17 protein-coding genes and 1 pseudogene are annotated in these 25,097 nt (G+C 66.0%); 6 read left to right on the top strand and 12 right to left on the bottom strand.

The genetic code is table 11. The features are described 5' to 3' along the window. Positions 1 to 273 precede the first annotated feature (273 nt). The 3 genes and pseudogenes from ACQP1T_RS09655 to ACQP1T_RS09645 all read right to left on the bottom strand — a co-directional run. Positions 274 to 531: pseudogene (locus ACQP1T_RS09655) on the bottom strand (IS3-like element ISMyma3 family transposase); the annotation flags it as partial. A 170-nt stretch (positions 532 to 701) separates the two neighbouring features. After that, positions 702 to 1,994, bottom strand: coding sequence for a hypothetical protein (locus ACQP1T_RS09650; RefSeq protein ID WP_433759602.1), 1,293 nt, complete (start codon positions 1,992 to 1,994; stop codon positions 702 to 704). 228 nt (positions 1,995 to 2,222) lie between these two features. Next, a complete protein-coding gene (locus tag ACQP1T_RS09645; RefSeq protein ID WP_433759601.1) occupies positions 2,223 to 5,429 on the bottom strand; it encodes a LysM peptidoglycan-binding domain-containing protein in 3,207 nt (1,068 codons plus the stop codon). A 129-nt stretch (positions 5,430 to 5,558) separates the two neighbouring features. Here ACQP1T_RS09645 and ACQP1T_RS09640 point away from each other — a divergent pair, with 129 nt between their 5' ends. From ACQP1T_RS09640 to ACQP1T_RS09630, 3 genes are all read left to right on the top strand, one after another. Beyond that, positions 5,559 to 5,990, top strand: a complete 432-nt coding sequence (locus tag ACQP1T_RS09640; RefSeq protein ID WP_433759600.1) for a hypothetical protein — start codon at positions 5,559 to 5,561, stop codon at positions 5,988 to 5,990. A gap of 1,650 nt (positions 5,991 to 7,640) precedes the next feature. Beyond that, positions 7,641 to 7,916: a hypothetical protein gene (locus tag ACQP1T_RS09635; protein ID WP_433759599.1), complete on the top strand. Its 276-nt coding sequence runs from the start codon at positions 7,641 to 7,643 to the stop codon at positions 7,914 to 7,916. A gap of 284 nt (positions 7,917 to 8,200) precedes the next feature. Continuing rightward, positions 8,201 to 8,533 carry a tyrosine-type recombinase/integrase gene (locus tag ACQP1T_RS09630; protein WP_433759598.1) on the top strand — a complete coding sequence of 111 codons (333 nt, stop codon included), beginning with the start codon at positions 8,201 to 8,203 and terminating at the stop codon, positions 8,531 to 8,533. 261 nt (positions 8,534 to 8,794) lie between these two features. Here ACQP1T_RS09630 and ACQP1T_RS09625 read toward each other — a convergent pair whose 3' ends face one another. The 6 genes from ACQP1T_RS09625 to ACQP1T_RS09600 all read right to left on the bottom strand — a co-directional run bounded on the left by ACQP1T_RS09625 (position 8,795) and on the right by ACQP1T_RS09600 (position 16,872). Then, positions 8,795 to 10,054 (bottom strand): tyrosine-type recombinase/integrase, encoded by a 1,260-nt coding sequence (locus tag ACQP1T_RS09625; protein WP_433759597.1) that lies wholly within the window; start codon positions 10,052 to 10,054, stop codon positions 8,795 to 8,797. A 53-nt stretch (positions 10,055 to 10,107) separates the two neighbouring features. Next, positions 10,108 to 10,350 (bottom strand): helix-turn-helix domain-containing protein, encoded by a 243-nt coding sequence (locus ACQP1T_RS09620; protein ID WP_433762113.1) that lies wholly within the window; start codon positions 10,348 to 10,350, stop codon positions 10,108 to 10,110. A 387-nt stretch (positions 10,351 to 10,737) separates the two neighbouring features. Then, entirely contained in the window at positions 10,738 to 13,728 is a 2,991-nt protein-coding gene (locus tag ACQP1T_RS09615) for a PrgI family mobile element protein (RefSeq protein WP_433759596.1), read from the bottom strand. Then, positions 13,725 to 15,605: a hypothetical protein gene (locus tag ACQP1T_RS09610; protein ID WP_433759595.1), complete on the bottom strand. Its 1,881-nt coding sequence runs from the start codon at positions 15,603 to 15,605 to the stop codon at positions 13,725 to 13,727. Before ACQP1T_RS09610 ends, ACQP1T_RS09615 begins: the two co-directional genes overlap by 4 nt. Positions 15,606 to 15,607: 2 nt before the next feature. After that, positions 15,608 to 16,012, bottom strand: a complete 405-nt coding sequence (locus ACQP1T_RS09605) for a pilin (RefSeq protein WP_433759594.1) — start codon at positions 16,010 to 16,012, stop codon at positions 15,608 to 15,610. Further along, complete coding sequence (locus ACQP1T_RS09600; protein WP_433759593.1) at positions 16,003 to 16,872, bottom strand: hypothetical protein; 870 nt, start codon at positions 16,870 to 16,872, stop codon at positions 16,003 to 16,005. Before ACQP1T_RS09600 ends, ACQP1T_RS09605 begins: the two co-directional genes overlap by 10 nt. A gap of 528 nt (positions 16,873 to 17,400) precedes the next feature. On the opposite strand from ACQP1T_RS09600, the gene ACQP1T_RS09595 reads away from it, so the two are divergent. Further along, the gene (locus tag ACQP1T_RS09595; protein ID WP_433759592.1) at positions 17,401 to 18,096 is read left to right on the top strand and encodes a hypothetical protein; all 696 of its coding nucleotides are present in this window, start codon (positions 17,401 to 17,403) and stop codon (positions 18,094 to 18,096) included. A 101-nt stretch (positions 18,097 to 18,197) separates the two neighbouring features. Then, the gene (locus ACQP1T_RS09590; protein ID WP_433759591.1) at positions 18,198 to 19,244 is read left to right on the top strand and encodes a TRM11 family SAM-dependent methyltransferase; all 1,047 of its coding nucleotides are present in this window, start codon (positions 18,198 to 18,200) and stop codon (positions 19,242 to 19,244) included. On the opposite strand, the gene ACQP1T_RS09585 is transcribed toward ACQP1T_RS09590, so the two are convergent. The 3 genes from ACQP1T_RS09585 to ACQP1T_RS09575 are packed head-to-tail and all read right to left on the bottom strand — an operon-like array spanning position 19,160 to position 22,243. Beyond that, positions 19,160 to 20,800, bottom strand: a complete 1,641-nt coding sequence (locus ACQP1T_RS09585; protein WP_433754713.1) for a tyrosine-type recombinase/integrase — start codon at positions 20,798 to 20,800, stop codon at positions 19,160 to 19,162. The two genes, ACQP1T_RS09590 and ACQP1T_RS09585, sit on opposite strands and share 85 nt — an antisense overlap. A gap of 45 nt (positions 20,801 to 20,845) precedes the next feature. Continuing rightward, positions 20,846 to 21,169, bottom strand: coding sequence for a helix-turn-helix domain-containing protein (locus ACQP1T_RS09580; protein ID WP_433754712.1), 324 nt, complete (start codon positions 21,167 to 21,169; stop codon positions 20,846 to 20,848). Then, positions 21,170 to 22,243: a tyrosine-type recombinase/integrase gene (locus ACQP1T_RS09575; RefSeq protein ID WP_433754711.1), complete on the bottom strand. Its 1,074-nt coding sequence runs from the start codon at positions 22,241 to 22,243 to the stop codon at positions 21,170 to 21,172. It abuts the gene before it with no gap. Positions 22,244 to 22,518: 275 nt separating this feature from the next. Here ACQP1T_RS09575 and ACQP1T_RS09570 point away from each other — a divergent pair, with 275 nt between their 5' ends. Then, positions 22,519 to 25,044, top strand: coding sequence for a type IV secretory system conjugative DNA transfer family protein (locus ACQP1T_RS09570; RefSeq protein WP_433759590.1), 2,526 nt, complete (start codon positions 22,519 to 22,521; stop codon positions 25,042 to 25,044). Positions 25,045 to 25,097 lie beyond the last annotated feature (53 nt).

Below are 25,097 nucleotides of genomic sequence, written 5' to 3'. Positions count from 1 at the left end.
GGACGGAAGCACGGATGGTTCTCAACGCCCTGCAATCGGCACTACGGGATAGTCTGCGCCGCAGTCGATCTCGCCGACCCGAGCGCTCGCCGCGCGCATTACAGGGCATTCGGCAAGAGACCGTGGACCACTCACGGTCGGATTGTCGGCCCCTGCGGCCCGCGCATATATGGTGTTCGAAACACGTTGTGGACCTTCGACGAGCCGAAGTTCTCGGCATGCACACGCCCGATTTCCGCGGTCAGTTCCTTGTCCCGCTTCTCCTGCGTGGTCGGGTCCGGTCGCGGTGTTCGTAATGATCGAGGCCGATTTCAGAATTGCGTTGGCACGCTCAAGTTCCGCGTTCTCCCGCCGCAGCCGCTCGAGCTCAGCGGACTCCTCACTGGTGACACCCGGCCGGGCACCGAGATCGATCTGGCCTTGACGGATCCACTTGCGGACCGTCTCCGGTGTTCCCACGCCGAGCAGGTCGGCGACCGCTTTCATCGCGGCCCACTCCGACTCGTGCTCACCCTTGATCTCGGCGAACATCCGCACCGCCCGCTCACGCAACTCGACCGGGTATGTCTTCCTCGACGACACGACTCCATCCTTCACAGAAGATGAGGTCCCCGGACTCACCGGGGGACTCACGAAGCGGCGACACGGCCAGCACGAACCCGCAGTGGCGGCGTGCGGCAAGGCATCGTCGCTCGTGAGTCTCAGGGTGTTGGCGCCGACGGCGGGAACTGTCCGTAGCCGCGACCGAAAGGCTTTGTATCGTCGGCGAGGTCGAGCGCATAGGTGTAGCCAAGACTCTTGTAGAAGGTGAGGACTTTATCGAATTCCCCTGGCACGACACGCATCAGAGCGTTGATGCCCGTGTCACGTTTCGACGGGTTCACCCAGGTGCTGACACCGACTGGGGCCGCCAGTACGCGGCGATGCGGGTACGTGGTGCCTGCCGCGAGAGCTACCCGTAGTTGCCCGGCGTATGCGTTGTCGTTGAGGGAAATGAGCTTCGCTTTCAGCCAGCTCAATGGTCTGACCTCCGCGGTGGCTCTTGGTCTGGGGGGCGGCAAGGCGAAGAACGCTGCCCAGTCCTTCACGTCCGCCCCGGCGAGGCTGCCACTTGCGTCCGGGCGGAAAGTGATCTCAGGATCCGCCGGCGTCGCGCCCGAACGCTGGGCCGCGTAACGAGCGAGTTGCGCGGCGGCCTGTTCAATGATCGCCTTGACAAAGTCGTCGTGGAGGCAGCCCCACACGACAGCAGTCGCGTCTTCCGTCCAGGCGGCGAGGAACCCCGAGCGGGTTCGTGGGTGGTCTGCGATGAACCTCTCGCGGTCGACGTCGTCGGCGAATTTCGTCGGTACGCCAACCCCCGGGATGTTGGCCGCGGTGAAGTCCTGATGTGCGCGCGCGTCGATGTCCAGTGGTCCGCGATCGTCGGCATCCGGTGCCGGCGACCACGTGTCGAGCAGGATGGGGCCGCCCTCGTCGGCATGCGCGAATATGTGCAGACCACGGAGGGTCGCCGGCCGGGTTATTCCCAGCCGGCAGATGTAGTTATAGACGTCCTGCATGCCAAGACGCGGTCCGCCGACAGGTCGATAGGAGTCATCGAGGGTGGTCCGCGGCGGGACCGCCGACCCAGGAAGATACGCCAGATGGGTGGTTTCGATGTCCTTGTTGGTGAAGGGGTTGGCGGGCCGCGTGTATCGGCGAGAACCGGGTCTGTTGGCGACAATGCGCCAATATTCGTCGTTGGTCGGTGGTGGCAGCGTCCGCACCCTTTTCCAGGTCCGACCGTCTGTCGTCGTCTCTTGGGTTCCACGTGCAATGTCGAACACCGTGACGGTTGTATCGGCGATCCGAAGTTCGTTGGCGGCCCAATTGCGGACCTTGGCGATGAAGATGCTCGGGGTGAATGGGCGCAGGACCCACTTGTCGCCGGCCCCTGGCTCGTACTTGGCGTATTCCGCCCCGCTGACAATCACCACCTCGCTGGCAGGCACCTTCTCGACCTTTCCGCGACGTTTCTGGACAACGGTGCTCTCTGCTCCTCGGCGATGTCCGATGAGTGCGAGCGCTGACGACGATTCATTCAGGTCTCCAACGGTCGGTCGGTTTGCAGTTGACCGTTCGCTGTCTGGTCGGTCGACAGAACCGAAATCCATTGGCTGAAAACGTTGTTGGCTGCCAGACCTACGTCGGAAGCCTTGCCGAGCGGGTCGAATCCGGGCCTAGTGCATCGGGTTCGGGACGGGGGGAATCGGGATCTGTTGGCCGGTTTTCGGGTCGTAGCGCACTTCGACGGCGACGATCTGGTCGGTTGGCATGACCTCGATCCACTCGTCGAACACCGCGTATGGTGTTGTGCCGGTGGCTACGAAACCGCCTTTCAGATGGTCGAATCCGGTCTCGTACACTTTGTCGGTCGGCAGGTAGCTCAAGGTCGGATCCTGTGGGTCGGTGACTTTCTGCAGCGAGGTCTGGTACTTCGAGTTGATGCGGATCGCCAGGTAGGTGATCGCGTCGCGAATGGTCAACGCGGACGGTTGGATGGTGTCGTACCGCTGTCGCTGGAGGCTGCCCGCGGGCCAGGGATATGCCTTCAGGGTGCTCAGCACTTGTTGGGCTGCGGCTGGTGTGCCGGCCTGGTAGAGCGCGGCGAGACCGTCGGTGCCCTCGACGGCGTTGCGCTGCAGCCAGTTGACGGCGTCGAGTTCCTTGCCTGCTCGCACTGGGATCACTGCTTTGACCCACGGTGCATTGAGGAAGGCGTTGCGGGAGTTGTCGCCATCGAGTTGCAGCACCCACCCGAGGGAACTGCCGAGCCGAGCGGGGGTGGAATCGCCGGTGATGTAGTAGTTGTCGGGCCGGTTGGAATTGGCCCCTCCCCAGGACACTGTTTGCTTCTTGTCGAAGTCGGGATAGGTGCCGTCCAAACCGATGTTCTGCGGGGTCTGTTCGGTGACCGTCCAGTTGAAGACCTTGAGTTGCCGGACGCGCGGCACCCACCACTCTGGCGCAACGAAGTACAGCATCGAGTCGGTGTCGAACATCGCCTGGATGAGCTCGGCCACTACGTGCCGCACCTGGGGCTGCTCGCCGTCCAGGCCCACTTCTTTGGTCAGCTGCCGAATCAGGTTGCGGAACACTATGATGCGTTCCTCTTCGCGCAAGTCCGAATAGGGCCGTGGTGCGACGTTGCTGGCGGCCTTCACCCGGTCCTGTGCGGCGGTGATGTAGGCCTCTTGCGCAAGGCGGGTCTTCTCAGCGTCCACGCTCGCCAGCTTGGTGGTGTTCTGCGTGTTCACGTCGAACAGCAGCTTCTTGGACGGCCGCCAAATCGGGGTGACCTGGATGGTGAACTTTGGATGCTCGTCGGTTTCCAAGCCGCCGGGTGCGGTGGTCACGCCGACCACGATCGAGGAGACGCTGTCTTCCTTGCCGCCCTGGCCGTCGTCGATCTGCCGGGACTCCCCGACGTGGTAGCCCCACGCCCAGTGATCGCCGGAGGTCACCACTACCTCTGCTCGATCGAAAATGTAGCCGGCTTGCGGCGGAACCAACTGCAGCACACCGCCGATCGGGACGAACCCGAACTTGCGATCCTCGAAGAACCACTCGATGTTCAGTGAGACCGGGGTGGCCTTCACCTCCGGGTCCGGGATCGGAATCAGTTGCGGCGGTTGCACGTGGCTGAGGTCGGGTGGCTCGGCGATGTGCACAAGTTTCGCCACGCCGAGCTCCCGACCCGGATCGTCGACGTAGGTCTGCCAGCACAGCTGGGTCCCCAGATCCTGTAGTTGCACGCCGATTTGGCGCATCTTCCGGCGTAGTTCGTAGTTGACCAGCTTGTCGGTCGTGTTCTGCAGCACATACCGCTTGCTGCTGGTGTCGGTAGTCTCGGTGACCACCCGCAGCGTGGATTTGTAGTTGCTCTTGATCTGGCTGGATGTGGACTGCGTCTGCTGCCGGGTCTGCTTGTGGGTCTGTTCTTTCGCCTGTTTGAGTGACGTGTCCAGATCGAAGTTGAGGCTGGTGCTGCCCTGCGCGGTAAACACCGGGCCCACGCCGCCGCTGACCGAACCCGTCGCCCCGACGCCCAGCTTGGAGTTCTGTTGGTTCTCCTCGCGCACCGCGTCCGACAGTTCGTCCTGGGTGGTGGTCGAGGTGTCCGTCTTCTGCGTTTGCTCCAATGCGGTCTCTGTGAACTTCTCGACCGTGGTCTTGCGGGTCGACACCTCGAGCAGTTCCACAGTCCCGCCCGGGCTCAGCCAAACGTGCTGCACCGGGGTACCGAGGAAGGAGGCAAACTCGAAGAAGTACTGCCGGAACAAATGCACGATGCCGATGGGCGACAGCGACACCTGGCTGATGCCGCCGTGCCCCGGATCGAGCGTCTCCAACGGATCGAACAGGCCACTGACATCGGTTGGCGCCACCGTCAGGTTCTGATCGGCGAAGAAGAGCTGGGTCAGCGCGGCGGTGTTGTTCTGTTGATTGAGTCGGTGCACCGAACCGGCGACCACCGACTCGCGATTGAGCCTGGTCTGCAGCAGCGCATCGCTCGCGCCCGGCACGTCGAGCGCGAGATGATCCAGCGCTCGTATCGCGGCGGCATGGGCGGAGGAGAGCTGGGAGGTGGCCTGATCCAGCACCTGTTGCAGCTTGTCCGGGGCGAACAACGGCCGCCACTGAGCGACGTCCGCGCGGGCGAAGGGCTTCAGCTTGTCCCGCATGAGCGACGCGAACACGCTGTCCAACGAACCTGGCGCGTTGGCGATGGTGGCCGGGGCGACCGAGCCCAGTTTCACCGAAGGTGTCGGCGCTGTGTCCGCCACGACATCCTCGCCCGCAACGGTCAGATGCGGAACGGGCGCAGGCGGATTCATGTCGACCACGGGCACTATCCCGAGTGCTGTTTGCACCAACGCGCCTTCGCCGACCGAGCTCAACGCGGGTTGGAATCGACGCTGCAACCGAATTGACTTCCAGCCCAGCAACGGCTGGTAGACGCCGTAGAGCTGGGAGTCGTACGGCAGCGTTCCCGCGAACTGACTCAAATCGATTTTCCCGGTGACCGGCGGCTGCCCGCCCGGTCCCGATCCACCACCCGGTTGCGGCGCAAGCTCGGGAATCGACAACAGTTGTCCGACTTGGATGATGTCGGGATTTGCAATGTTGTTTGCGGCGGCGATCACCGGGAACAGAGCGGCGTCGCCATAGAACTGCTGCGCGATGCCAGAGAGAGTGTCCCCGTCGACAACCACATGAGTCCGGGTGACGTCAGGAATCGACAACACCTGACCAATTTCGACGATGTCGGGATTTGCAATCTTGTTTGCCGCGGCGATCACCGGGAACAGAGCGGCGTCGCCATAGAACTGCTGCGCGATGCCAGAGAGAGTGTCCCCGTCGACAACCACATGAGTCCTGGCCATGGCTAATCCTTCTTACAGTGGAGGAACGTGGTGGGTGGCTCTCGGAAGTGGCCCACATGCACCATCCCACCCTGGGCAATTGCGGTCACGAGTAGTCCGCTACTCGTCCCCTCGTGCAGTGCCTACGCAATGATCCGCGTCGCATTCGATCCGGTCATGCACGCCCCGGCGACCAGCCAAACGGCCTCACCCTGGGCAATTGCCGTGACAAGTAGTTCGCTACTCGTCCTCTATCCGATGTGCCGCTCGTCGTTCTACGTGCACGGCTGGCAACTCGGGGGCACACTCGAGTTCGAGTTCGACACCCTGGTTGGCGTCCCAGCCATGCACGACAGGTTCGTTGAGCAGCTGATCGACCCGACCTGGGGACTGCCTCTGACGATCCGCGAGAAATACTGCTACTGCAGCGATCCGACAACCCAGAACTACCAATGCTGGTTCGAACTAGGACACTTCAACGGAGGAGAAAACGTTCTCCAGCTCCGATTCAGCTGGACCAAAACCCGGCATCTCGGGGACTGGCGTTGCTGGCTAAAAACCGTAGGCGCACAACAATCCTAGCTCGATGCCGTCCTGCCCGAGACCCTGTGCCTCGGAGGCAGCGCCGAGCAGTGATACGCGCTCTTGAATCAGGAGGAGCGCGTCGTCCTCAGCTGCCCAGATGCCGCTCCGTGTTACACATGACACTGACACGTCGACCAGCTCGGACAGCCCGATCAGCTCCTTCCGGCGATCCCCCCACCGCCCAACGGCAACTCAGATCAATACTGCCGCAACAGAAACGGAACATATCGTCCGCATCCCGCAAACGCATCTGGCAGACGTACCAGCGCCCCCAAAGAGTGAGCCCTGCGGCAGCCCATCTCTTTGCTCAGCGTAATGATCTTCGTACCGATACTCCGAGGTGGAGAGGTCGAGCGCATGGCCGACCTATCATGTTGATCATGCGCCGCCGAGGAGACGACAGCATCGGGCCACGCCTTCCGCATCTGTGTCGCACAAGTCTGCGCTATAGATCGCCCTCCAATAGTTGCTGCGCAAATCATCGGAGCAGCAATAGGACTGAAACACAGGCCAATTGCGACTGGCGCATTCTCGTCGAATCGGGTTCTATTGTCATAAGGGATGATTCACGGATCGGCCTGTGATTCGAGGCCGTCCATTGAACCGGAAACACATTCTCACTACTGGTGACATACTGCAGCGTCTGCTGAGTGAGCCGACCGTATCGGTCCCCGATGTAGCCCGGCTCCTCGGTGTCGGCAGATCCCTGTCTACGCTGCGGTGAAATCAGGTGAGGTGCCAGCTGTTCGACTCGGCAACCGAGTGCGAATCCCGTCGCAATGGGTACGCGAAGTACTTCAATTGCAAGCCGATCCTGGGGGCGACGACACCCTGCAGGCACCTGGCATTGTCTGCCGTACTCACAGCCAGTCGCGATCCCCGTAGTCGATCACCACATGCGAGTAGGCGAAAACACCTCCGGTACCGGCTACTCGTATCCGTCGACCTATGCCCGACAGACTTCACGCACTCGAAGAACGAAAGCAGCTCGACCGCAACAACGTTGACGACATGCCCTCGTGATGCGGGACCGGATACGGTCTGGAACGACCGCTCCTCGAAGCAGACAAAGGCAGCTCCGTGGACGGCGTCCTTATCCGGCAGGGCGCCAACCTGGCAAACGATGTGGTGAAGATCGGCGATCCCGCACGGCTGCCCGTCGCCATGCCCATGACCGCCAAATCTCGGAACGCTGGACCGATGGATTCGCACCGCCAAGTGCCGTTCGGAACTTCGCCACACAGGCAGCTGTGTGTCCCGCCCAGATCAACGCACATCCCAGACAACAGGAGGACCGAGATGACGAACGAATCCAACGCCGCCACGACCAGGAAGTCGCGCCGCGCCGAACCGATCAACACCTACACCCAAAGAACGGCAAGACATCCTATTCGTTTCAGATCGATGTCGGAGTGCGCCCGGACGGCAAACGCGATCGGCAGCAGTTCACCTACGACACCCTGAAACAGGCACGCAGCGCATACCGCCGGATCAGTGCCGCGGTGGCCGCCGGAACCTTCGTCGGCCGCACGAACATCACCGTGTCGCAGGTGTGCGACGACTGGCTGAAGTCCCGCCGGGATATCCGCGCGAACACGCTGCGGAACTACCGGGATTCGCTGAAGTACGCCAAGCGATCTCGGCGCGATGAAGCTCCAAGCATTGCGCCAAGCCCATGTGGACAAATGGGTCTCGACGATGCTGGAGGCCGGGTCGATGAAGGGCAAGCCGCTGGCACCGGCCACGGTCCGGCTGGTGCTCGTGATGCTCCAGCAGGTGACCCAGTACGCGGCCCGGCAAGGTCTGATCGCACGCGATCCGGCCGAATACGTTGAGGCACCCCGGCAGCGCCCGACCAAAGTCGCCGCCGCGGACGTGTGGACGAAGGAACAGGTGCAGTCCTTCGCCGCAAAGTCACAGTGACGAGCGGTTGCACGCCGTGTTCTTGATGTCTTGCTACGGGCTGCGCCGCTCGGAGGTGTGCGGGTTGCGCTGGACCGATATCGACCTGACGCGGGGCACGCTCAGCGTCGAGCAGAGCCATGTGGAAGTGGAGGGCAAGACCACGCGGTGGACGAACTCGAGACCGAGCGCTCGCGCCGGACTCTGCCGCTGCCCGATGACGTGGCATCGGCGTTGCAGGAGTTGAAGGTGCGGCCGAGCGCGAACGGCTCGCGCTCGGCCGGTCCTGGGATGAGACCACGCACGTGTGCTCGGACGCGACCGGCAAAGCCGTCTTGCCCCGGACTTACACCGGGTGGTTCCACCGCATTCGGATCGCGGCCGAACTCCCCCGGATCACCTTGCGGAACCTGCGGCACACCTCGGTGTCCGTCATGCTGCACGCCGGTATTCCCGCATCCACCGTCGCCGCCTGGCACGGGCACGATGTTCGGATGACCACGGGCGTCTACAACAGGGTCTATGACGAAGGTCTGACCGCCGCTGCGTCGGCCATGTTCGGCACCGTCGAGAAAGCTGTCGAAGACGATCCAGGAAGGGCAGTTCTCCCACCCGTTGGCAAGAACTTGGCAAGATGACCCTGGAATACACGAAAGACCCAGTACGGATACCGGGTCTGACCTGCAAAAATAAGTGGAGCTAAGGGGACTCGAACCCCTGACCCCCACTCAGGTGTTCAAGATGTCTCGTGGTTCCCGCTACGTCCCGATATGTCCCGTCACCTGGGACAATGGAACCATTCCGCTTCCCGTTGACACCGGTCGAATCCCAATCTTTCCCGTTCAAACCGTGGGGTATGTGTGGGGACGGGTCAAGTTCGTGCCGTCCCGGCCCGCTGGTCATCGCTGGCCGCGTGCCGCATTGGAGAACCTTGGTGCCAGATGGTTCAGCGCTGCCGTCGAGTCGGGTGCCTTTGCAGGTTTGTCGATGTAGTGCTCCTGGGTGGTCGAGCTGTGCCGGTGTCCGGCCTGTTGCTTGGCTTGTTCGGGGCCGAACTCCTCCGCCACAACCGTCAGGTTGGTTTTGCGGTAGGTCTTCGGCGTGATCCATGCGTAGGTGATACCCCGCGCTGCGCGCCACGTCCGGCCGAAGTTGTGGGGATCCCGCCAGCCACCCCGTCGAGACGGAAACATGGGAGATTCATCCTCGGGGTCCCATTTGTCGGCACCCATTTCTTTCAGGGTGTCGACAGTGAATTGCGGCAGTACAACGATGCGGTACCCAGCCGCCGTTTTGGGCCATTCCTGGCGGTACAAACCTTTGCCGGTCACCCGAACGATAGTTCCGCAGATGGTCAGCTCCCATGGCGTTGCCCGTCTGTTGAGGTCACAGCGGCGGAAGGCCAGTGCCTCACCAGGTCTGGCTCCTGTCCCCAACAACACGTCGGCGATGTTCAATACATCGCGGTCGCGTGCTGGCCCGTGGGTGTAGGCGGGTGTCCCAGGTATCTCTTTTCCTGCAAGCCAGGTTTCGAGCTGCGCCCTGAGCCCGTGGCGGGTCTCTTCGTTCATTGCCGTCGGCTTCGCCTTCTTCCGTTTGATCCTCCCGACTTCCCTCACCGGGTTTTCACGGATTGCTCCGTGGCGCACGGCAAGGCTCATCATGCCAGTGAGTATTATCTTGTGGCTCTGAGCTTTGCGTCTGTGTCCGTTTTCCTGAATTCGCTTGAGATAGGCGTCCAGAAACGAAGTATCCGCCTCGAACACACGCACACCACTCATTGCTGACTTGATCTTGATCGTCTCCTTTTTGGCGCGCGGATCGTTCGACGGTTCGATCTCTTCCCGATACCACTGGAGGGTTTGTGGAGTAATTGTCTCGTCCAGTTCCATCTCCGCCAGCCAGCGGTCGGCGAGCTCAGGCATCAGCGTATCTCGCGTTATTGCGCCAGCTCGTCGACCTCCTTCCTTTTCCATTCGATCCTGCACGACTTGCTTGAGGCGGGCTTCGGCACCACTTTTGCTGGTGCCCCACCCCTCGACGGGGACCGTTTCACCGTTGTATGCGCGATATCGCGCTCTTGCGCGGTACTGGCGCGGGCCCACCTTTTTGCAGTTGATCGCGCCATACGTGCCGATCGCCAACGACTGTCGCGGCATGAGTGTGTCGCCTTTCTTACGTAATCTGCATTTGAGCCGGAATTGAGTAAGGTTCAAGAGCCTCCCCCACGTTCGAGCTGAGCTTCTTCCCAGATGATCAAATCGCTAAGCCGGTATCGGCGGTACCTACCCATTCGAGCGAAGCGAGGACCTTTGCCGAGAGAGGCCCAGTTAGCAAGGGTTTTCTCGGGAATCTTGAGTCGTCTCGATACCTCCTCCGTGCTCAACCAGCAGTCCGTTACCGGAATATGAATTTCACCGTTGTCGACGGGTTTCGACGACACACCTACATCCATGCTCCGTACGGCCTGTTGGTCAAGCGCGGTGATCGTTGAAGCATTCGACGTGCGGCCACGGTCCGTGTTATCGGACCGGCGATAGGCGTCCGGATTACGCTTACGACATGACGAACACGAATAATTTCCCGCGCTCAATTTCCCGTCCGATTTTTGTCCAGACTGCGTCGAAACGGTCGCAGCGGGAGATGCATTTCTTCTTGCCACAACTATGATGCCTTTCATACGGAAGAGAAGAATCAAAAATGCTGCGGATCGAGGCGGTTGACGCGGCGCGCGGAGTGTCGACAGCGTGCCGGAGCAGCATCACCAGGGTTAGAAGCCATCCGGTTCCTCGTCTGCGACGAGATCCGCAGTAATCAACTGGAGCTGCAGGCGGATCCGGGCTCATGCCGCCCCCCGCCCGTCGAGGAACACGTCCTCCCCGGCACGTGTGTCACTGTCGATATCGACGTCTGCGGCATCGGTGTCGCCGGTATCGTCACTGGGGCCGGTGAGCGGAGGCAAGGACGGCGGAGCGGCGATATCGACATCGCCGTCGACGCCGGCATCGTCGGTGATCGCGAGTTCGCTCGGGTCGGTCGTGATGAGGACGTGTTCCTCCGGTGACGCGATGGACGCGAACACTGCGCGGTCGGTGCCGCCGACAGCAAGCAGCCCGCTGCCCCGCGCGGCCGACAACAGGAACTGCTGTTCGCCGTCGGACAATCTGAACGCGGCGGCGACCTCATCGATGGCCTGGGATGCCTGGCGCAGCAGGATCTGGGTCGAAGCGTTGGAAACGATCGCGCGCCCCAGCTCCGTAGACAGCACATCGGCGCAGTCCTGGGTGGCGACGGTGAGTCCGGCCCAGTGTTTGCGGAAACTCTTGGCGGCTTTGAACAGGAATTCTGCTCCGGCTGGTTGCCGCATGATCAGCCAGGCTTCGTCGACCGTGACCATCCGAGGTCGCCGGTTCGCGGGGTCGGACACCCGCCGCCACGTCGCATCCAATACCAGCAGGGTGCCGATTGTCTTCAACTCGTCGGGAAGCTCCCGCAATGAGAACACCACCAGCCCGCCATGGAGGTCGGTCGTGGTGGGCCCATCGAGTAGTCCGGAGTATCCGCCGCCGCCGATGAACGGATGCAACCCTGCGGCCAGCTCGCCGGCGGCGGGCGTGCCGAGCCCGGCCAGCTGGTCACGCAACCCACTCAGGGTCGGTGCGGGGCGGCTCCAGGTCGCCGGGTCGTCGCTGAGACCGGCGGCGGTGTAGGTGGCCGAGAGGGCGGTGTCCAGGGCCGCTCGCTGTGTGGATGTCTGCCCGCCGAGCAGGACCTGGATGAGGGTGTGCAGGAACAGTTTTCGTCGTGTGAGGGCGTCGGCGGGGGCGCTGCGGCGGCCGTCGGGGCGGGTGTGGATTTCCAGGTCGAACGGGTTGAGTCGTTGTCCGGTGGTGCCGAGTCGGATGTGGGTGCCGCCGACCGCCTCGGCCAGGCGGCGGTATTCGTCTTCGGGGTCGATGACCACCTGCTCGATGCCGCGATACAACGAACGCAGGATCTCGGTCTTGACGAGATACGACTTGCCCGCGCCGCTGCGGCCCAGGATCACCATGTTGTGGTTGTGGGCCTCGGGGGCGAACCGGTCCACGAACAACAAGCCCGAGGCGGCGTCGCGGCCGTAGAGCACACCCTCGGGGCGGGCGGCCTGGACCGGGTCCGCAGCGGGTAACTGCGGGGAATCGAACGGAAACGCGGCGGCGAGGGCGGCGGTGTCGAAGGTGCGTCGCACCCGGATCAAATCGAGGCCGAGAGGCAGGGTGGTGGCCCAGGCTTGGGCGGCGCGGTAGGCGAGGGTGCAGGTATCGATGAGCAGGCTCGCCGCCAGCGCCCGCACGGCGGCGACCTCGTCGGCCAGCTCGGCCTCGGTATCGGCGTGCACCGTGAGATACACCCCCACCCGGAACAACCGCGCCTCCGCCCGCGCGACGCGCGCCGACAACTCGGCGGCGTCCTCGACCGCGACGTCGATCTGCGGGTCGGAGGGTCGACCCAGGCCCGCGTCGTGCATCCGGGAGGACTCCAACCGCGCCAGCTGGTGGCGGAGTCGGGTGGCGGCGGTGACCGGGTCGACGGGGTCGATGTGCACGGTGACCTCGACCCGCCCGGGATGGGTCAACAGCGGCGCGAGCCAGCCCGCTGTCACTTCCCGCGGATATCCGATGACCGCGAGGGTGGTCACCCAATCGGAGCCGATCTCGAGATGCCGGGTGCCGATCGTCAGCGATTCCGGCGCGAACCCTACCGCGGCCTCGGGCGCGAACGGGTCGTCGGGTAACGAGTCTGGATCGGTGTCGGTGAATCCGGCGGCGGTGATGATGGCGTCGCGGCCCGCGACGTCGGCGGCGGCCGACACGAGCCGGTCGGAATTGCAGCAAGCGGTCAGGACAGCGGTGGCCTGCACGTCATCGAGGGCGGTGATCGTCACCCCCAACGGGGCGAGTGTGTCGGCGGCCTCGTTCATGCGGCGTAATAGCCGCGACTCGGCGCCACGGCGTGCGGCGGCAGACACGCTGCGCCGAGCCCGGCCACCTCCGAGCAGTCTCATACCCGGCGAGGTTGCAGCGACGGGATTGTCGAGGGGTTCGCGCCACACCAGCAGCACTTGGCGGCGGGTCAGATTCTCCCCTGCGGCCAGCTCAGACAGGTGTGCGGCGTGGTCGTGGGCGGCGGCGGCCAGGGCCGGGGACATGTCTTGGACTGCGGTGTGCAGGCTGGTGAGGTGTGCGGTGAGGTCCAGGCGTGCAGAACGTATGAGGATTTGGACGGGTTGGCGCAGGGTGTGTAGCCAGCCCGCGAGTTGCCCGACGAGGCTGTCTTGTTCGGCCGGGGTGCGTAAGGCGAGGTTGAGGGTGCCCGCGACCGCGACGACGGCCAGCCCGTCGGCCCCGAGGTCGATCACCCCGACACCGCCACTGCTGCTAGTGATCGCCTGGGGTAACCGCAACGACTCCGCCGACAATGCCGCCGGAACCGGCGGGCGTGGACGGGCTCGTACGGCACGGTCGGTGATCCAGCGCGGCGGCGCCGCGATCGCGGCGCCCTCGGGTGCGGTCACCAGATGACGCGACCGCCACCGATGGCGGATCGCGGCTAACAGCAGCAGGTCGGCGGGGAGCCCGTCGCGGCGGGTGAGGATCGCGACGGTGACCACGGCGGCGATCGGTGCGGTGGCGGCCAGGAACACCCAGGCCGCGACCATGGCTCGGGTCGCGATCCACACCGAGTACAGCAGTAGTGCCGTGGCGGCGAGGATGGCGAGTTGTCGGGCGGTGAATGGGCCGATCAACCGGTCGCTGCGTTCGACATCGGCGGGGATACGAATGATCGTCGTCATCGAAGCTGTCCTCCTCGGGGAGCTCGGCGCGCGCGGCGGCGTACCGGGAGATCGGGCAACGGCAGATGCAGTTGCCGCCCGGCCGTGCGGACCGGTGGGGGTGGTTGCGGTGGTGTAGGCGGTGGCGGTGGAGGCTTGACCCGGGTCACCGGGAACGGCAGCGGGTACTGGCCACCGCGCCCGGGCCGGATCCCGCGGTAGGGGTCGGTCGCTGCTGCGGGTGTCTCGAAATCGAACGCGAGCTGTTCGGGTCGGCGGCCTCGCGGCGGGGTCACACGCGCTGGTGGTCGTGAAGGTTCAGGTGGTTGTGTGGGCCGTACTCTGCTCACCGGGATCGGCAGCGGGTATTGCCCGCCGCGTCCGGAACGGATCCCCCGGTAGGGGTCCGGTGGGGTGAAGTCGAACGCGAGTTGCCTTCCACGCGGCGCGCGGCCCGATGTGGTCTTCGGCGTAGCAGTGGACTGCGCGGGGGCCGGGCTCGGTTGCCGCCGGACTCGACGCACGCCTTCCAGGGGCAGCATCAGTTGCCCGTCGCGGGTGGCGCGTACCCGCGCGTAGGGGTCCGGTGGCCCGGACGTGGCGGTACGCCGCCCGCCCTGCCGTAGCTGGGTGGGTGTGGCCGACCCGCCGCGCCCGCGTGCGGTGTTGGCGCCTTTGAGCAGGCCGAGGGTTTTGTAGACGACGTAGCTGCGCACGATCGAGCCGACGAGGGTGCGGCCGTGGCCGATTCGCAGTACCGATAGCAGCCAGAACGGGGTCTTGATCAGCACACCCATCAAGGCGAGCGCGATGATCAGGTCGACGATCCCGTTCGCGGTGGGGCCGAAGAAGTTCCATCCACCCGGGGTCAGGAACACCCGCAGCACCGTCACCAGAGTCAGCGACTGCACCACCTGGATCGCCAGGCACGCCGCGAACGAACGCCACCACCAGCGCGCCACCGCCTCGAGGCCGGGCAGGGCGTGACACATCAACGCCAGCGGCGCGGCCACGATCAGGATGACGGTGACCGCGACACGCACCACGTAGGCAACGAGCAGCACGACCAACATCACCACCAGTGCGAGCAGCAGCAGGACCGTGAAGGTCCCGCCCGCGGTGCCACCGCCCGCGGCGAGCTGGGTCAACGCGGCAGCAGCGGAGTCGGAGTCGACACCGTCACCGGCGAGTGCTCGGGCGAGGGCGTTGGCGAACCCGATCGCCGCGGTCGCGATCACCATGCTCATCGCCGCGGCGAGGAACCCGACCACCAGCCGTGCCGTCAGCTCCCGCCACGACCACCGCGTCTGCAGGGTTTCGCGCACCATCAGCAGCACCCCGGCCGCCATCACGATCAGCCCATAGATCGCGAGCACCAGCTGCCACGACTGGGTCCACAACGCGCCGACCTGCGGCAGGTCGCCCGGTTCGGGGGTGGTGAGCAGGGTGTGCGACACCAATTCGAGCAGCGGGTTGAGCGCGGAGTCGACCAACCGCTGAAAGAACCCGTCGATCGCTTTCGCCACGCAGCCGGAGATGTTGCTCACCCCGCACTCGCCAGCCCCCGACCCCGGCGAGGCCGGGGTGGGGACGGTCGAGTCGGGAACACCGGGGGTGGGCGAGGCCGGGCTGGTGGTGGGTGGGGGCGTGATCCAGCGCGATGGAGGCACCGCCGAGGTCGGTGCCGGTGTCGTGGTGGGTGCGGGTGTCGCCGGAGCCGAGGGCACCGGCGTGGGCGGCGTGGGTGGTGGTGGTTGCGCGGCGGCACTCATCACCTCGGTGAGGGTGATCAGCACCGCGGCGAGCACCACCGCCACCGTGGCCGCAGCGGCCCGGCCCGTACGCAATGCCCCTCGCCCGCAGGCAAGCGTGGGGCGGGCGGGAATCGGGGCGCTCACCGTCAGGCCCCCACGATCGATTGCAGGACCGCGACGATCAGCGGTGCCAGCATCGCCAGGGCGTACCCCAGGCACGCCGCACGGAAGGCGCTCTTGGCCTTCTCCATCTCGGCCGGGTCACCCGCCCCGATCACATAGCGTGCGCCCGCGACCGTCAGGCACACCGTCGCCAGGGCGGCGAGGATTCCGATCAGCCAGTTACGCAGGTTGGTGAGCACCTGATCCAGCGACGACGCGATCGCCAGCACGTCCCCCGGCGGCGTGGCCGCCGCCGAACCGGCCGCCAGCACCAGGACAACCGCCACCGCGCAGACCGCCACGGGGATCGTCCACCATCGCCGGACACTCCCGCGCCACACCCGGCCCGTCAGTGCTGCAACTGTGTCGCAAAGTCGCGTCACGCGCATGACCGCACCTCCTGGCCTCCGATGCACGGATCCACGGGAGCGAGCGAGTTCTGCCCGCCCTCGCCTCGGCCGGATTCCGCGGGCCGCCCCCTGTGTGAGGGGGGCGGCCCGTTGAGTGCGTGGGTTTCGGTGGTGCTTGTGTCTGCCGCGTCCAGGACGCGCTCGGCCAGCCAGGCGAGGAGTCGGGCTTCGGCGCGTTCGCGTTGTTTGTGCAGCTTCCAGTGGGAGTGCCCGCGCTCGGCTGCGAGTGAGGCCAGCGAGCGGCGCTCCCACCGCGACACCACGATCAGCTCCGCCGCCCCTGCGGTGATCACCCCGGCGGCGACGGCCTCAGCGAGCACTGTCTCGGGGTGGCCGGGCTGGGGCAGGATCACTCGCGCACGGGCACCGAGCAGGTCGAGGGCGAGGGCGAGGTCGGCGACCGGCTCGGTTTCGGTGTCCTGCTGCTGGGCTGCCCTGATCGCGGCGCGGTAGACCGCCCACCGCAGCCGATACCACAGCACCGGCCGATCCAGCTCGACACACTCCAGGTGGGTGAGGAACCCCGTCAACACCTCGGACTCGACATCGTGGCGGTGCCTGGTGCCCGGCGCGGCGAACAGCCTCGCCATTCCCGCGAGCATCGGCACCGCCAGACTCGCGCACACCAGCGTCGCGTCGCCACTGTGTACGCGAGCCCGCTCGATCAGCCACACCCAGATCGCGTCGACCTGCTCGATCGGCAGCGCGGGATCCCACAGCAACTCACGTAACCCGTCCCACGACTCGACCGGACTTCCCGCAGGGCTCGGTACCGGTCGCGGGTCGGCGGGCAACGGCTGCACGGCGAACCGGTCGAACGCCGCCCACACCACCGCCAAAGGCGAGCGCCTCGACCCGCTCCGTCCTGAATTCCGGTATTTCGAATTAGTCACCATCAACTCCCTGCTCGGTGGAAAACATCAAAAATTTCCGACCTCACAAGGACACCGGAGACCCACACCCAAAACACACCCAAACCACCCCCAAAACACACCCGCGATACACCCAAAACACACCCGCGACACTCCCACCCGGATGCGCAATCAACCGGCACACCACCGAAACCGGCCGGTCACCGCCCGGATGCAGCCCCACTGCCAGCATCGGTGTATTGGCGGGTGTTTTGGGTGTGTTTTGGGTGTGGCCCGAAACCGGCGGCGGCAATCATTCAGAAATCTGCGAAAAATATTGGAGCCGATCGGATAACCGGAGCGCCCCGCGCTTCCTGAGAGGCGATCGTGCGGGCTGACTCCGGACCACGCGAAATTCGCTCGAAAATTTTTGTTCGCGGGTGTCCAAAAATGGCGTTTTCGGCGGAAGTGAATTAGTAGAGACAGTTTTTCTTCCCACCGTCAGGAGCGCCCCGCATGACCACGAAATCCCGCCAGCATCGATCCCGGTCCGCCACCACGTCGGCCCCGGTGGTGGTCCCGTCGACCCTGTGGGCCACCGGGAGCGACCCCTCCGATCCCGCCGACAGATGGCCCACCCCGATCCTGTCTCGCGCGGTGCGCGAGTTCTCCGCGCCCGGCGACCGGGTGGGGTTGATCGGCTGGCCCACCCCCACCACTCGCGGCCCTCTGCGCGTGGCAGAGCCGGACACGGCGGCGGCGCTGGCGACGGTGCAGGCCCTGGGCCGCCACCCCAACCCCGACCCGAACCCTGGCACCGGCACCGGCACCGGCACCGGCACCGATGATCCGGTGGATCTCATGGTGGTCAGTCTGCTGGCCGATCACCGCGATCCGGTGGCCGCCGCCGACCACATTGCCGGGCTCGCGATGCAGCGGATGGCGACGGGCGGACTGTTGGTCGTGCTCGGTCGCTGCCGCCACAGCGACGAGGGGGTGCTGATCGATCCGGCCGGTGCGGTGGTAGCCGCCGCCCAAGCCGCCGATCTGCTCTACCTCCAGCACATCATCGCCGTCCCCGTCACCGGCCAGACCATCACCGCCACCGCAGCGGCCGACGCCAACGGAGGAGGTCACCCTCGGCACGTGGTCGCGCACACCGACGTGTTCGCGTTCCTGTTGCCGTTCTTCGAGGAGTCCCTCCCGCAGTGACACCTCCGGCCATGAATCTTCCCGCGATCCCCGTGCCCCCGCCACCGGCGTCGGGGCCACCCCGAGCCGCCACCGACCGACCGATCTCGCGAAGGACCCCGATGACTCTCGACCCCACCACCCCCGACACCACCAACCCCGCGACCCTCGACCCCGGCACTGTCGACTCCAGCGCTGCGACCGGGACCGGTCCCGCCGTGGTGCCGGTGTCGGTGTGGGCGACGGCCCAGAACGCGCCCACGGTGCAGCGGCGGGGCCGCTATCACCCCGACAGTGTCAAGCATCCCGCGAAGATGTTCCCGGCGATCGTGCAACACGCCGTCGCGACCTACACCCGCCCCGGTGACCTCGTGCTGGACCCGATGTGCGGGATCGGCACCACCCTCGTCGAAGCGCTGCACCTCGGCCGCCGCGCGGTCGGTGTCGAATACGAGACACGGTGGGCCGAGCTGGCACGCGCCAACATCGGGCTCGCCGGTGAGGCGGGGATCGATCTCGATGCCGCCGTCTACACCGGCGACGCCCGCAAACTCCCCACCCTGCTACCGAAAGAGTTGCGGGGCCGGGTGGATATGGTGATCACTTCTCCGCCCTACGGCGACTCCGTCCACGGCCATGTCCGCGTTCGGGCCGGACAGGGTGTGCGCAAGTCCAACCACCGCTACGGTGCGGTCCTGGATCGCGGCAACCTCGCCAACGTCGGGCTCGGCCGATTGCTGTCCGGCTTCACCCGCATCCTGACCGGTGCCGCCGAATACCTCGCCCCGGGCGGGCACGTCGTCATCACCGCCCGGCCGTGGCGTCAGCACGCGGAGTTGGTGAACCTGCCCGCGCACCTGATCACCTGCGGCACCCTGGCCGGGCTGGTCCCGGTCGAGCGCTGCGTCGCGCTGCTGGGGCGACTGTCCGAGGGAGACCTGGTGGCGCGCAGCAGTTTCTTCCAACGCGACTTCATCGTCAAACAGCGCGCCGCCGGGCTACCCATGCACCTGATCGCGCACGAGGACGTCGTCATCCTGCGCAAGCCCGCGAGGTGCCGAAGTTCGTTGGAACTCAAGGGTTTTCAGGATGAACCCAAGTGTGGATCGCCACTATTATCGGGGGTCGACCCTTGGGTTGGCAAGGACTCCGGGGGTAAGGCGGCGTGAGGGTCGTCGAGGAGTTTTCGGGCGTTGGTGGCGTAGCGGATCGCGGTCGAGGGGTCGATTCCGAACACGGCGGCCAGGTGCAGTGGGTCGCCGCCGCAGGCGAGGGCTTCTTCGAGTTGGCGGTCGATGCGCAGCCGCTCCAGGTTCGCGGGCAGCCCGCGCAGGTTCTGCAGGAAGGCGGCGCTGACCGGTCCGGTCCGCAGGGCGCTTTCCTTGCTGATCAGCAGGTGCGGGTTCGCGGTGTGCGGCCAGCGCTGACGGCGGTGGTCGAGCCAGTCGATGAGCAGTTGGTGGGTGAGCGGGTCGAGCGGGTGAGCTCCCCCGCTGATGGTGATGCGCCGGTTGCCGAGGTCGACATCGTCGAGATGCAGAGCCCGGATCTGGCCGGGCCGTGCGGCGTGGATGGCCGCCAGCGCGACAAACAGTCTGGCGGGAGGAGTGTCTGCCGCTTTGACAGCTGCGGCAATCTCGTTGTCGGACAACGATTGCCAGATCCGTGGCGGCGCCTTGGAGAGCCGGATTCGCGCGCAGGGGTTGCGGAAGATCAGGGCTTCTCGTTTGGCCCAGCCGAACAGCGACCGCAACCCGGCCATGGCGTTGCTCCGGGCCTCGCCGCGCAGCGTGTCGAGGTGGGCGAGCACGTCGGCGCGAGTGACTTCGCGCAGATGGCTGTATCGGCTCGACCAGTTCAGCAGCGCGGGCCGGATGAAATTGATGTAGCCGGTTGCGGTGGAGGGGTGACGTGGAAGTCGGCGTGGCCCGCCCTCGCGCAGCATGTGGGCCCAGCGCGCGACACTGTCGGCAATGGCGGGGGCGAGGTCGTCGGTTTTGGCTTCCAGCCAGGTATCGAACACTTTCGGTCGGTCGTCGACAAGCACGCCCATGGCCGAGAGCACGTCGATCACGTGGATCAGCGAGTTGCCGCGGCGGCAGATCAGCCGGTGGAAATCCGAGACGCGCACGGTGTCGACGTCGGCGTGGGTGGCCAGCAGCATGATCAGGTTCCGGTTGAGCGCTCGGCGCAGCCCGGGGGCGAAGCCGTGGGTTTCGGCCATAGTCCATGCCAGGTGCAGCGCCCAGGCGAGCCATGGATTATCCGGTGCAGCAACGGATCTGAGATCGATGCTGCTGGGCCGGTAGGTCCGGGCAAGATCGTCGAACAACACCAACTGCACCCCATCGAGGAGGGGGCGGCCCGCGATGGGCGGGGCCTGCTTGGGCGGGCGCCCTTTCGTCCCGTAGCGCCGCTCGACTATGCGGGGCTGCGCTTGTGGCCGGTAGGTATCGGCGAGGAACAGTTGGTGATAGCTGACCTTCGAAAGATGCGGTGCAAGAACAACTTTCGCTCGCGGGCCGTCGGCGGTGACCGCGCGATCGGCTCGGGCTTGGCACCAGCACAACCGGCAGTAACCGTTCCTCAGCCGGACTCGACGCCGACAGGCCCGGCAGTCACCCACCACTTGCCGGAAGCGGGCGGCCGCGAAGTTGTAGCAGGCCAGACAGACGCCTTGGGCGTAGGTGAGCCCCCAGGCCAGGCATTCATTGCAGCTGGTCACCGACCGGGCAATCTTTGCGCCGGTGCCGTCTCGGGTGACCACCGATCACCGGGGCGGGATCGAGCGCCCGTCCCGGCGGCGCGGGACGATGCGCGGTGGCGCGTTCACCGCCGCCGCGTCGGTGTCGGTGTCGGTCAGTGGTGCTGCGACGGCATCGGGCTCGGGCAGCAGCAGCTCACCCACCTCGCACCCCAGAACAGCGCAGATGACATCGAGATCGGCGAGTTTGATCGAGGCCGGCTGCCCGGACCACAGGTGCGACATCTTGCCGCCGGAGATCACCAGGCCGCGTTCGGCGAGCAGCCGTTGCAGCTGCGAGGCCTGCCAGATTCCTCGGTTGGCTGCCGCCAGGCGCAGGTTCCATTGCATTCAGATCAACCCTTCCAGCCGTGTCGCAGCGCGTCGCTGGCCCGCGATCCAGGCCTCCTCGATCCGGGACCGGTGGACATGGACGTACTTCATCGTGGTGGCGACCCAGGCATGGCCATACATTTCCTGGATCGAGATCAAATCCATGCCGTTCAAATACAGCTGCGACGCGCAAAAGTGCCGCAGCACATGGGGAGTCAGCCTCCCGGCCCACGACGGCAGGTGCGTCGCGGTCGCCGCGGCAAGCCCTGCTCGCAGCACGTCGTAGCCGACCCGGGACCGGCTCCCGTCGGCGGCGGCGCGTTCGGAGAGAAACAACGCTGCACCGTGGCGGTCGGGCTCGTCGCCGAACTGGCCCCACACGTCCTGCACATACCAGCGCAAGGCGCGGTCGGCGCCGTTGATCAACGGCACCATCCGTTCCCGCGGCCCCGACCCTCGTGCACCTTTGCCGATCCGGACATGGAGTTTGCCGAATCTTCCCAACTCCCAACGGATATCGGCCAGATCCAGCTGCCGGGCCTCGTTGACCCGGATACCGACATCGGCCATCAGCCGCGCCGCCGCGTAGTTGCGTGCGGTCGGGGTGAACTTCCGGCACGTCGAAAGCTCCCGCGCCCATCCGGTGAACAGCGTGTCGATCTCGGTGGCAGAGGGTGGGATCCGCAACTTGGCGTCCTTGCGTCCCCGCGGCCGGTTCATTTCGTCGATCGGGCACTCGACCACCCGCCCGGTCATCGCATGCAACTCGACTTTGTGCCGCAACTCCAGAAACTCGAAATACAACGAAAGAGCTTGCGCCCGAGCATGTCTGGTGCCTTGAGCGGCCTTGCGGAGCTCCCGCCCGAAATAGGCGTCCGCGTCCGGCGGCTCCATCTCCCACAGTGGGCGGCCGAACCAGTCCCGGATCTGTTCCAAGTTGCTCAAGTCACCGCGAATCGTGGCGTCGGTCAACCCCGACGCCGACCGCGCAAGCACCAACCCGGCCAGCACATCGGTCTCGAACGCCTCGAGTTCCTCCGGCGACGCCACAGGTCGAAGCGACCGCAGATCCCGAACCGCAGCAACAGCCAACCCAGGCACCCTGCCTTCAGCGCAACCGAAAGATGTTCAGGCCCAATGAAATCACTTCAGAAATCTCGAAGCAACCTCAACTTCGACAGGAGGCCAACGGAATACATCAACCACCTGGTCAGCAGCACACGGGCCCAGGGAACTCGATCGAACTCAAGTGATGTCGAACTCTCGGTGACCACCGAGCACCGGGGCACACGCGGAGGGCTCCAGTACGGGGCCGCCCCGTTCTGGGGCACGGGCGGCACCGCTGGCGAGTCCGGGGCGGTGGCCGCGTGAACACCATCGTTGCGAGCCCTGAGCAGGGGTGGCTGGGCCGGTTCATTCTCACACCTGGCGCGGTACTGCGTGATCTCGCCGACACCATCGAGCACGCCGTCTTGTCCCCGGCCGCGATCGTCGTCGTGCTCGCAGTGGCCGGGGTGCTCGCCGCGGTGCGGGCGGTGGCGAGGCTGCGGCGGCGCCGGCTGAATGCGCGTGCCCGACAGGTCACCGTGCTCACCCCGCCCGAGGTCGATCCGAAGGGCGCACTCGCGTTCTGGTCGCACCTGATCGGGCAACTACGCCCCGCCTGGGCACGAGTCCTGCTCGGGCAACCACACCTCGGATTCGAATACACCGTCACCCCCGAAGAAGGGGCCGCGATCCGGCTCTGGGTCCCCGGCGCCATTCCGCCCGGGTTGATCGAACGCGCGGTCGCCTCTGCCTGGCCCGGCGCGCACACCGACACCAACAAGACCACCCGACCACCGCTGCCCGACCCGGCCAAGGACACTCGGCGGATCATGGCGGGCGGTGAGTTGCGGTTGGGCCGCCGCGAGGGGTTACCGCTGCGCACCGACTACAGCGGTGATCTCGTGCGGAACCTGATCACCGCCGCCGACGACCTCGCACCAGGGCAGGCCGCGTGCGTGCAGATCCTGGCCCGTCCAGTGACCGGCCGCCACGTAGCCCGCGCCACCCGCACCACCGAGGTCGCTGGGGCAAGCACCGGGTTCGTGGGAGCGCTATTGCGCGATGTGTTGAACCTGATCACCCCAGGCCCCCTCACCCGGTCCACACGCCCGAACGGCGCGACAGGCGGGACGGCGGGTGACCGGCAAACCACGATGGAATACACCGCCGCCGCACGCGCGGCAGCGGGGAAAGCGCGCGGCCCGCACTGGGAAACCGTTGTCCGCTACGCGGTCTCGATCCCGGTCCCCGACGATCCCGACCGGGCTGCGGTCTCGCAGGCGCGGTCGGTGGCACGCGGACGGGCGGACGCTTTGGCGACGGTGTTCGGGGCCTGCACCGACCACAACTACTACCGGCGACGCCGCAGCATCCGGCTCGCCCGGCTGATGGGCGAGCGGCGGCTCGGGCGCGGGGACGTGCTGTCGGTGCCGGAGCTGGCCACGATCGCGCACCTGCCCACCGACGACGGGTTACCCGGCCTGCAACGCGCCGGAGCCCGCGCTCTCACCCCGGCACCGCAGATCCCCACCGCCGGACCACATACGAAGCCTCTCGGCGTGGCTGATACCGGTGGTCGGCGCCCGGTCGCGGTCAAGGTCTCCGATGCCCGCCATCACCTGCACATCCTCGGCCCCACCGGTGTCGGCAAATCGACGCTGCTGGCGCGGTTGATCCTCGATGACGCCGAGGCCGGGCGCGGGACGATCGTGGTCGATCCGAAAGGTGATCTCGTCACCGATGTGCTCTCGCGGTTGCCGCGCCGTTTCGGGGATCGGGTGGTGTTGTTCGACGCCGATTCCACGGCCCCGCCACCGTGTGTGAACCCCCTCGACATCGGCCGGATCGGGCGGGCGGGTCTGGATTTGGCGGTGGACAACCTCGTCACCGTGTTCCACCGGATCTTCTCCCAGTGGTGGGGGCCGCGCACCGACGACATCATGCGCGCGAGCCTGCTCACCCTGTGCGCCCAACCCGGCACCGCCACTCTCGCCGATCTGCCTCGCCTGCTCACCGAACCCGCCTTCCGCCATCGGGTCACCCGCACCACACCCGACCCGGTCCTGCGGGGATTCTGGGACAGCTACGAACAACTCACCGACACCGGCCGCGCCCAACTCATCGGCCCACTGTTGAACAAGTTGCGGGCGTTTCTGCTGCGGCCGTTCGTACGCTCGGCGATCGCGGGCGGCCCGTCCACGGTCGAGTTCGCCGACATCCTCGACCAGGGCGGGATCTGCCTGGCGCGATTGCCGAAGGGCTCGCTCGGGGAGGAGACCAGCCGCCTGGTCGGCTCGCTGCTCGTCGCGCGCACCTGGCAGGCCGTCACCGCACGCGCTCGCATCCCCGCCGCCGACCGCCCCGACGCAAGTTTGGTGCTGGACGAGGCGCAGAACTTCCTGAACCTGTCCACCCCGGTCGAGGACATGCTCGCCGAAGCCCGCGGACTACGCCTGTCACTGCTGCTCGCCCACCAGAACCTCGGCCAGCTCACCCGCGAGTTACGCGACGGCATCTCCGCCAACGCCCGCAACAAGATCATCTTCGCGGTGTCGCCCGACGACGCGCGTGATCTGGCCCGCCACACCGACCCGTGGCTGTCCGAGCACGACCTGACCCACCTCGACGCATTCCACGCCGCCGCGCGACTGCTGGTCGACGGACAGAACGCACGCCCGTTCACCCTCACCACCCGGCCCCTACCTCCGCCGACCCCCGGTCGTGCCCGCGAGATCGCCGCCGCCGCCCGCGCCCGCCTGTCCACACCACCCGACGCCGCGCCCGGCGGCAAACCCGCCGTCGCCAGCGGCTCGGCACCCGGCATCGGCGACCCCCGGCTGATCTAGACCCCCACCGACCGCGTGGTGGCGGCGCGCGCCCCGGCGACGCCGCTGCCCGT

The organism is Nocardia sp. CA-135398 (assembly GCF_050955845.1).
In the GTDB taxonomy this organism is placed as follows: Bacteria; Actinomycetota; Actinomycetes; order Mycobacteriales; family Mycobacteriaceae; genus Nocardia.
Note: the sequence above shows the minus strand (reverse complement) of the source record. Positions and strands in the feature narration are given on the sequence as shown.

Excerpts from the sequence above, each read along its gene's own strand:
- ACQP1T_RS09645 (WP_433759601.1), bottom strand. The coding sequence starts at position 5,429 with ATGGCCAGGACTCATGTGGTTGTCGACGGGGACACTCTCTCTGGCATC.
- ACQP1T_RS09640 (WP_433759600.1), top strand. The coding sequence starts at position 5,559 with ATGATCCGCGTCGCATTCGATCCGGTCATGCACGCCCCGGCGACCAGC.
- ACQP1T_RS09635 (WP_433759599.1), top strand. The coding sequence starts at position 7,641 with ATGAAGCTCCAAGCATTGCGCCAAGCCCATGTGGACAAATGGGTCTCG.
- ACQP1T_RS09625 (WP_433759597.1), bottom strand. The coding sequence starts at position 10,054 with ATGCCGCGACAGTCGTTGGCGATCGGCACGTATGGCGCGATCAACTGC.
- ACQP1T_RS09620 (WP_433762113.1), bottom strand. The coding sequence starts at position 10,350 with ATGGATGTAGGTGTGTCGTCGAAACCCGTCGACAACGGTGAAATTCAT.
- ACQP1T_RS09615 (WP_433759596.1), bottom strand. The coding sequence starts at position 13,728 with ATGACGACGATCATTCGTATCCCCGCCGATGTCGAACGCAGCGACCGG.
- ACQP1T_RS09605 (WP_433759594.1), bottom strand. The coding sequence starts at position 16,012 with ATGCGCGTGACGCGACTTTGCGACACAGTTGCAGCACTGACGGGCCGG.
- ACQP1T_RS09595 (WP_433759592.1), top strand. The coding sequence starts at position 17,401 with ATGACCACGAAATCCCGCCAGCATCGATCCCGGTCCGCCACCACGTCG.
- ACQP1T_RS09590 (WP_433759591.1), top strand. The coding sequence starts at position 18,198 with ATGACTCTCGACCCCACCACCCCCGACACCACCAACCCCGCGACCCTC.
- ACQP1T_RS09580 (WP_433754712.1), bottom strand. The coding sequence starts at position 21,169 with ATGCAATGGAACCTGCGCCTGGCGGCAGCCAACCGAGGAATCTGGCAG.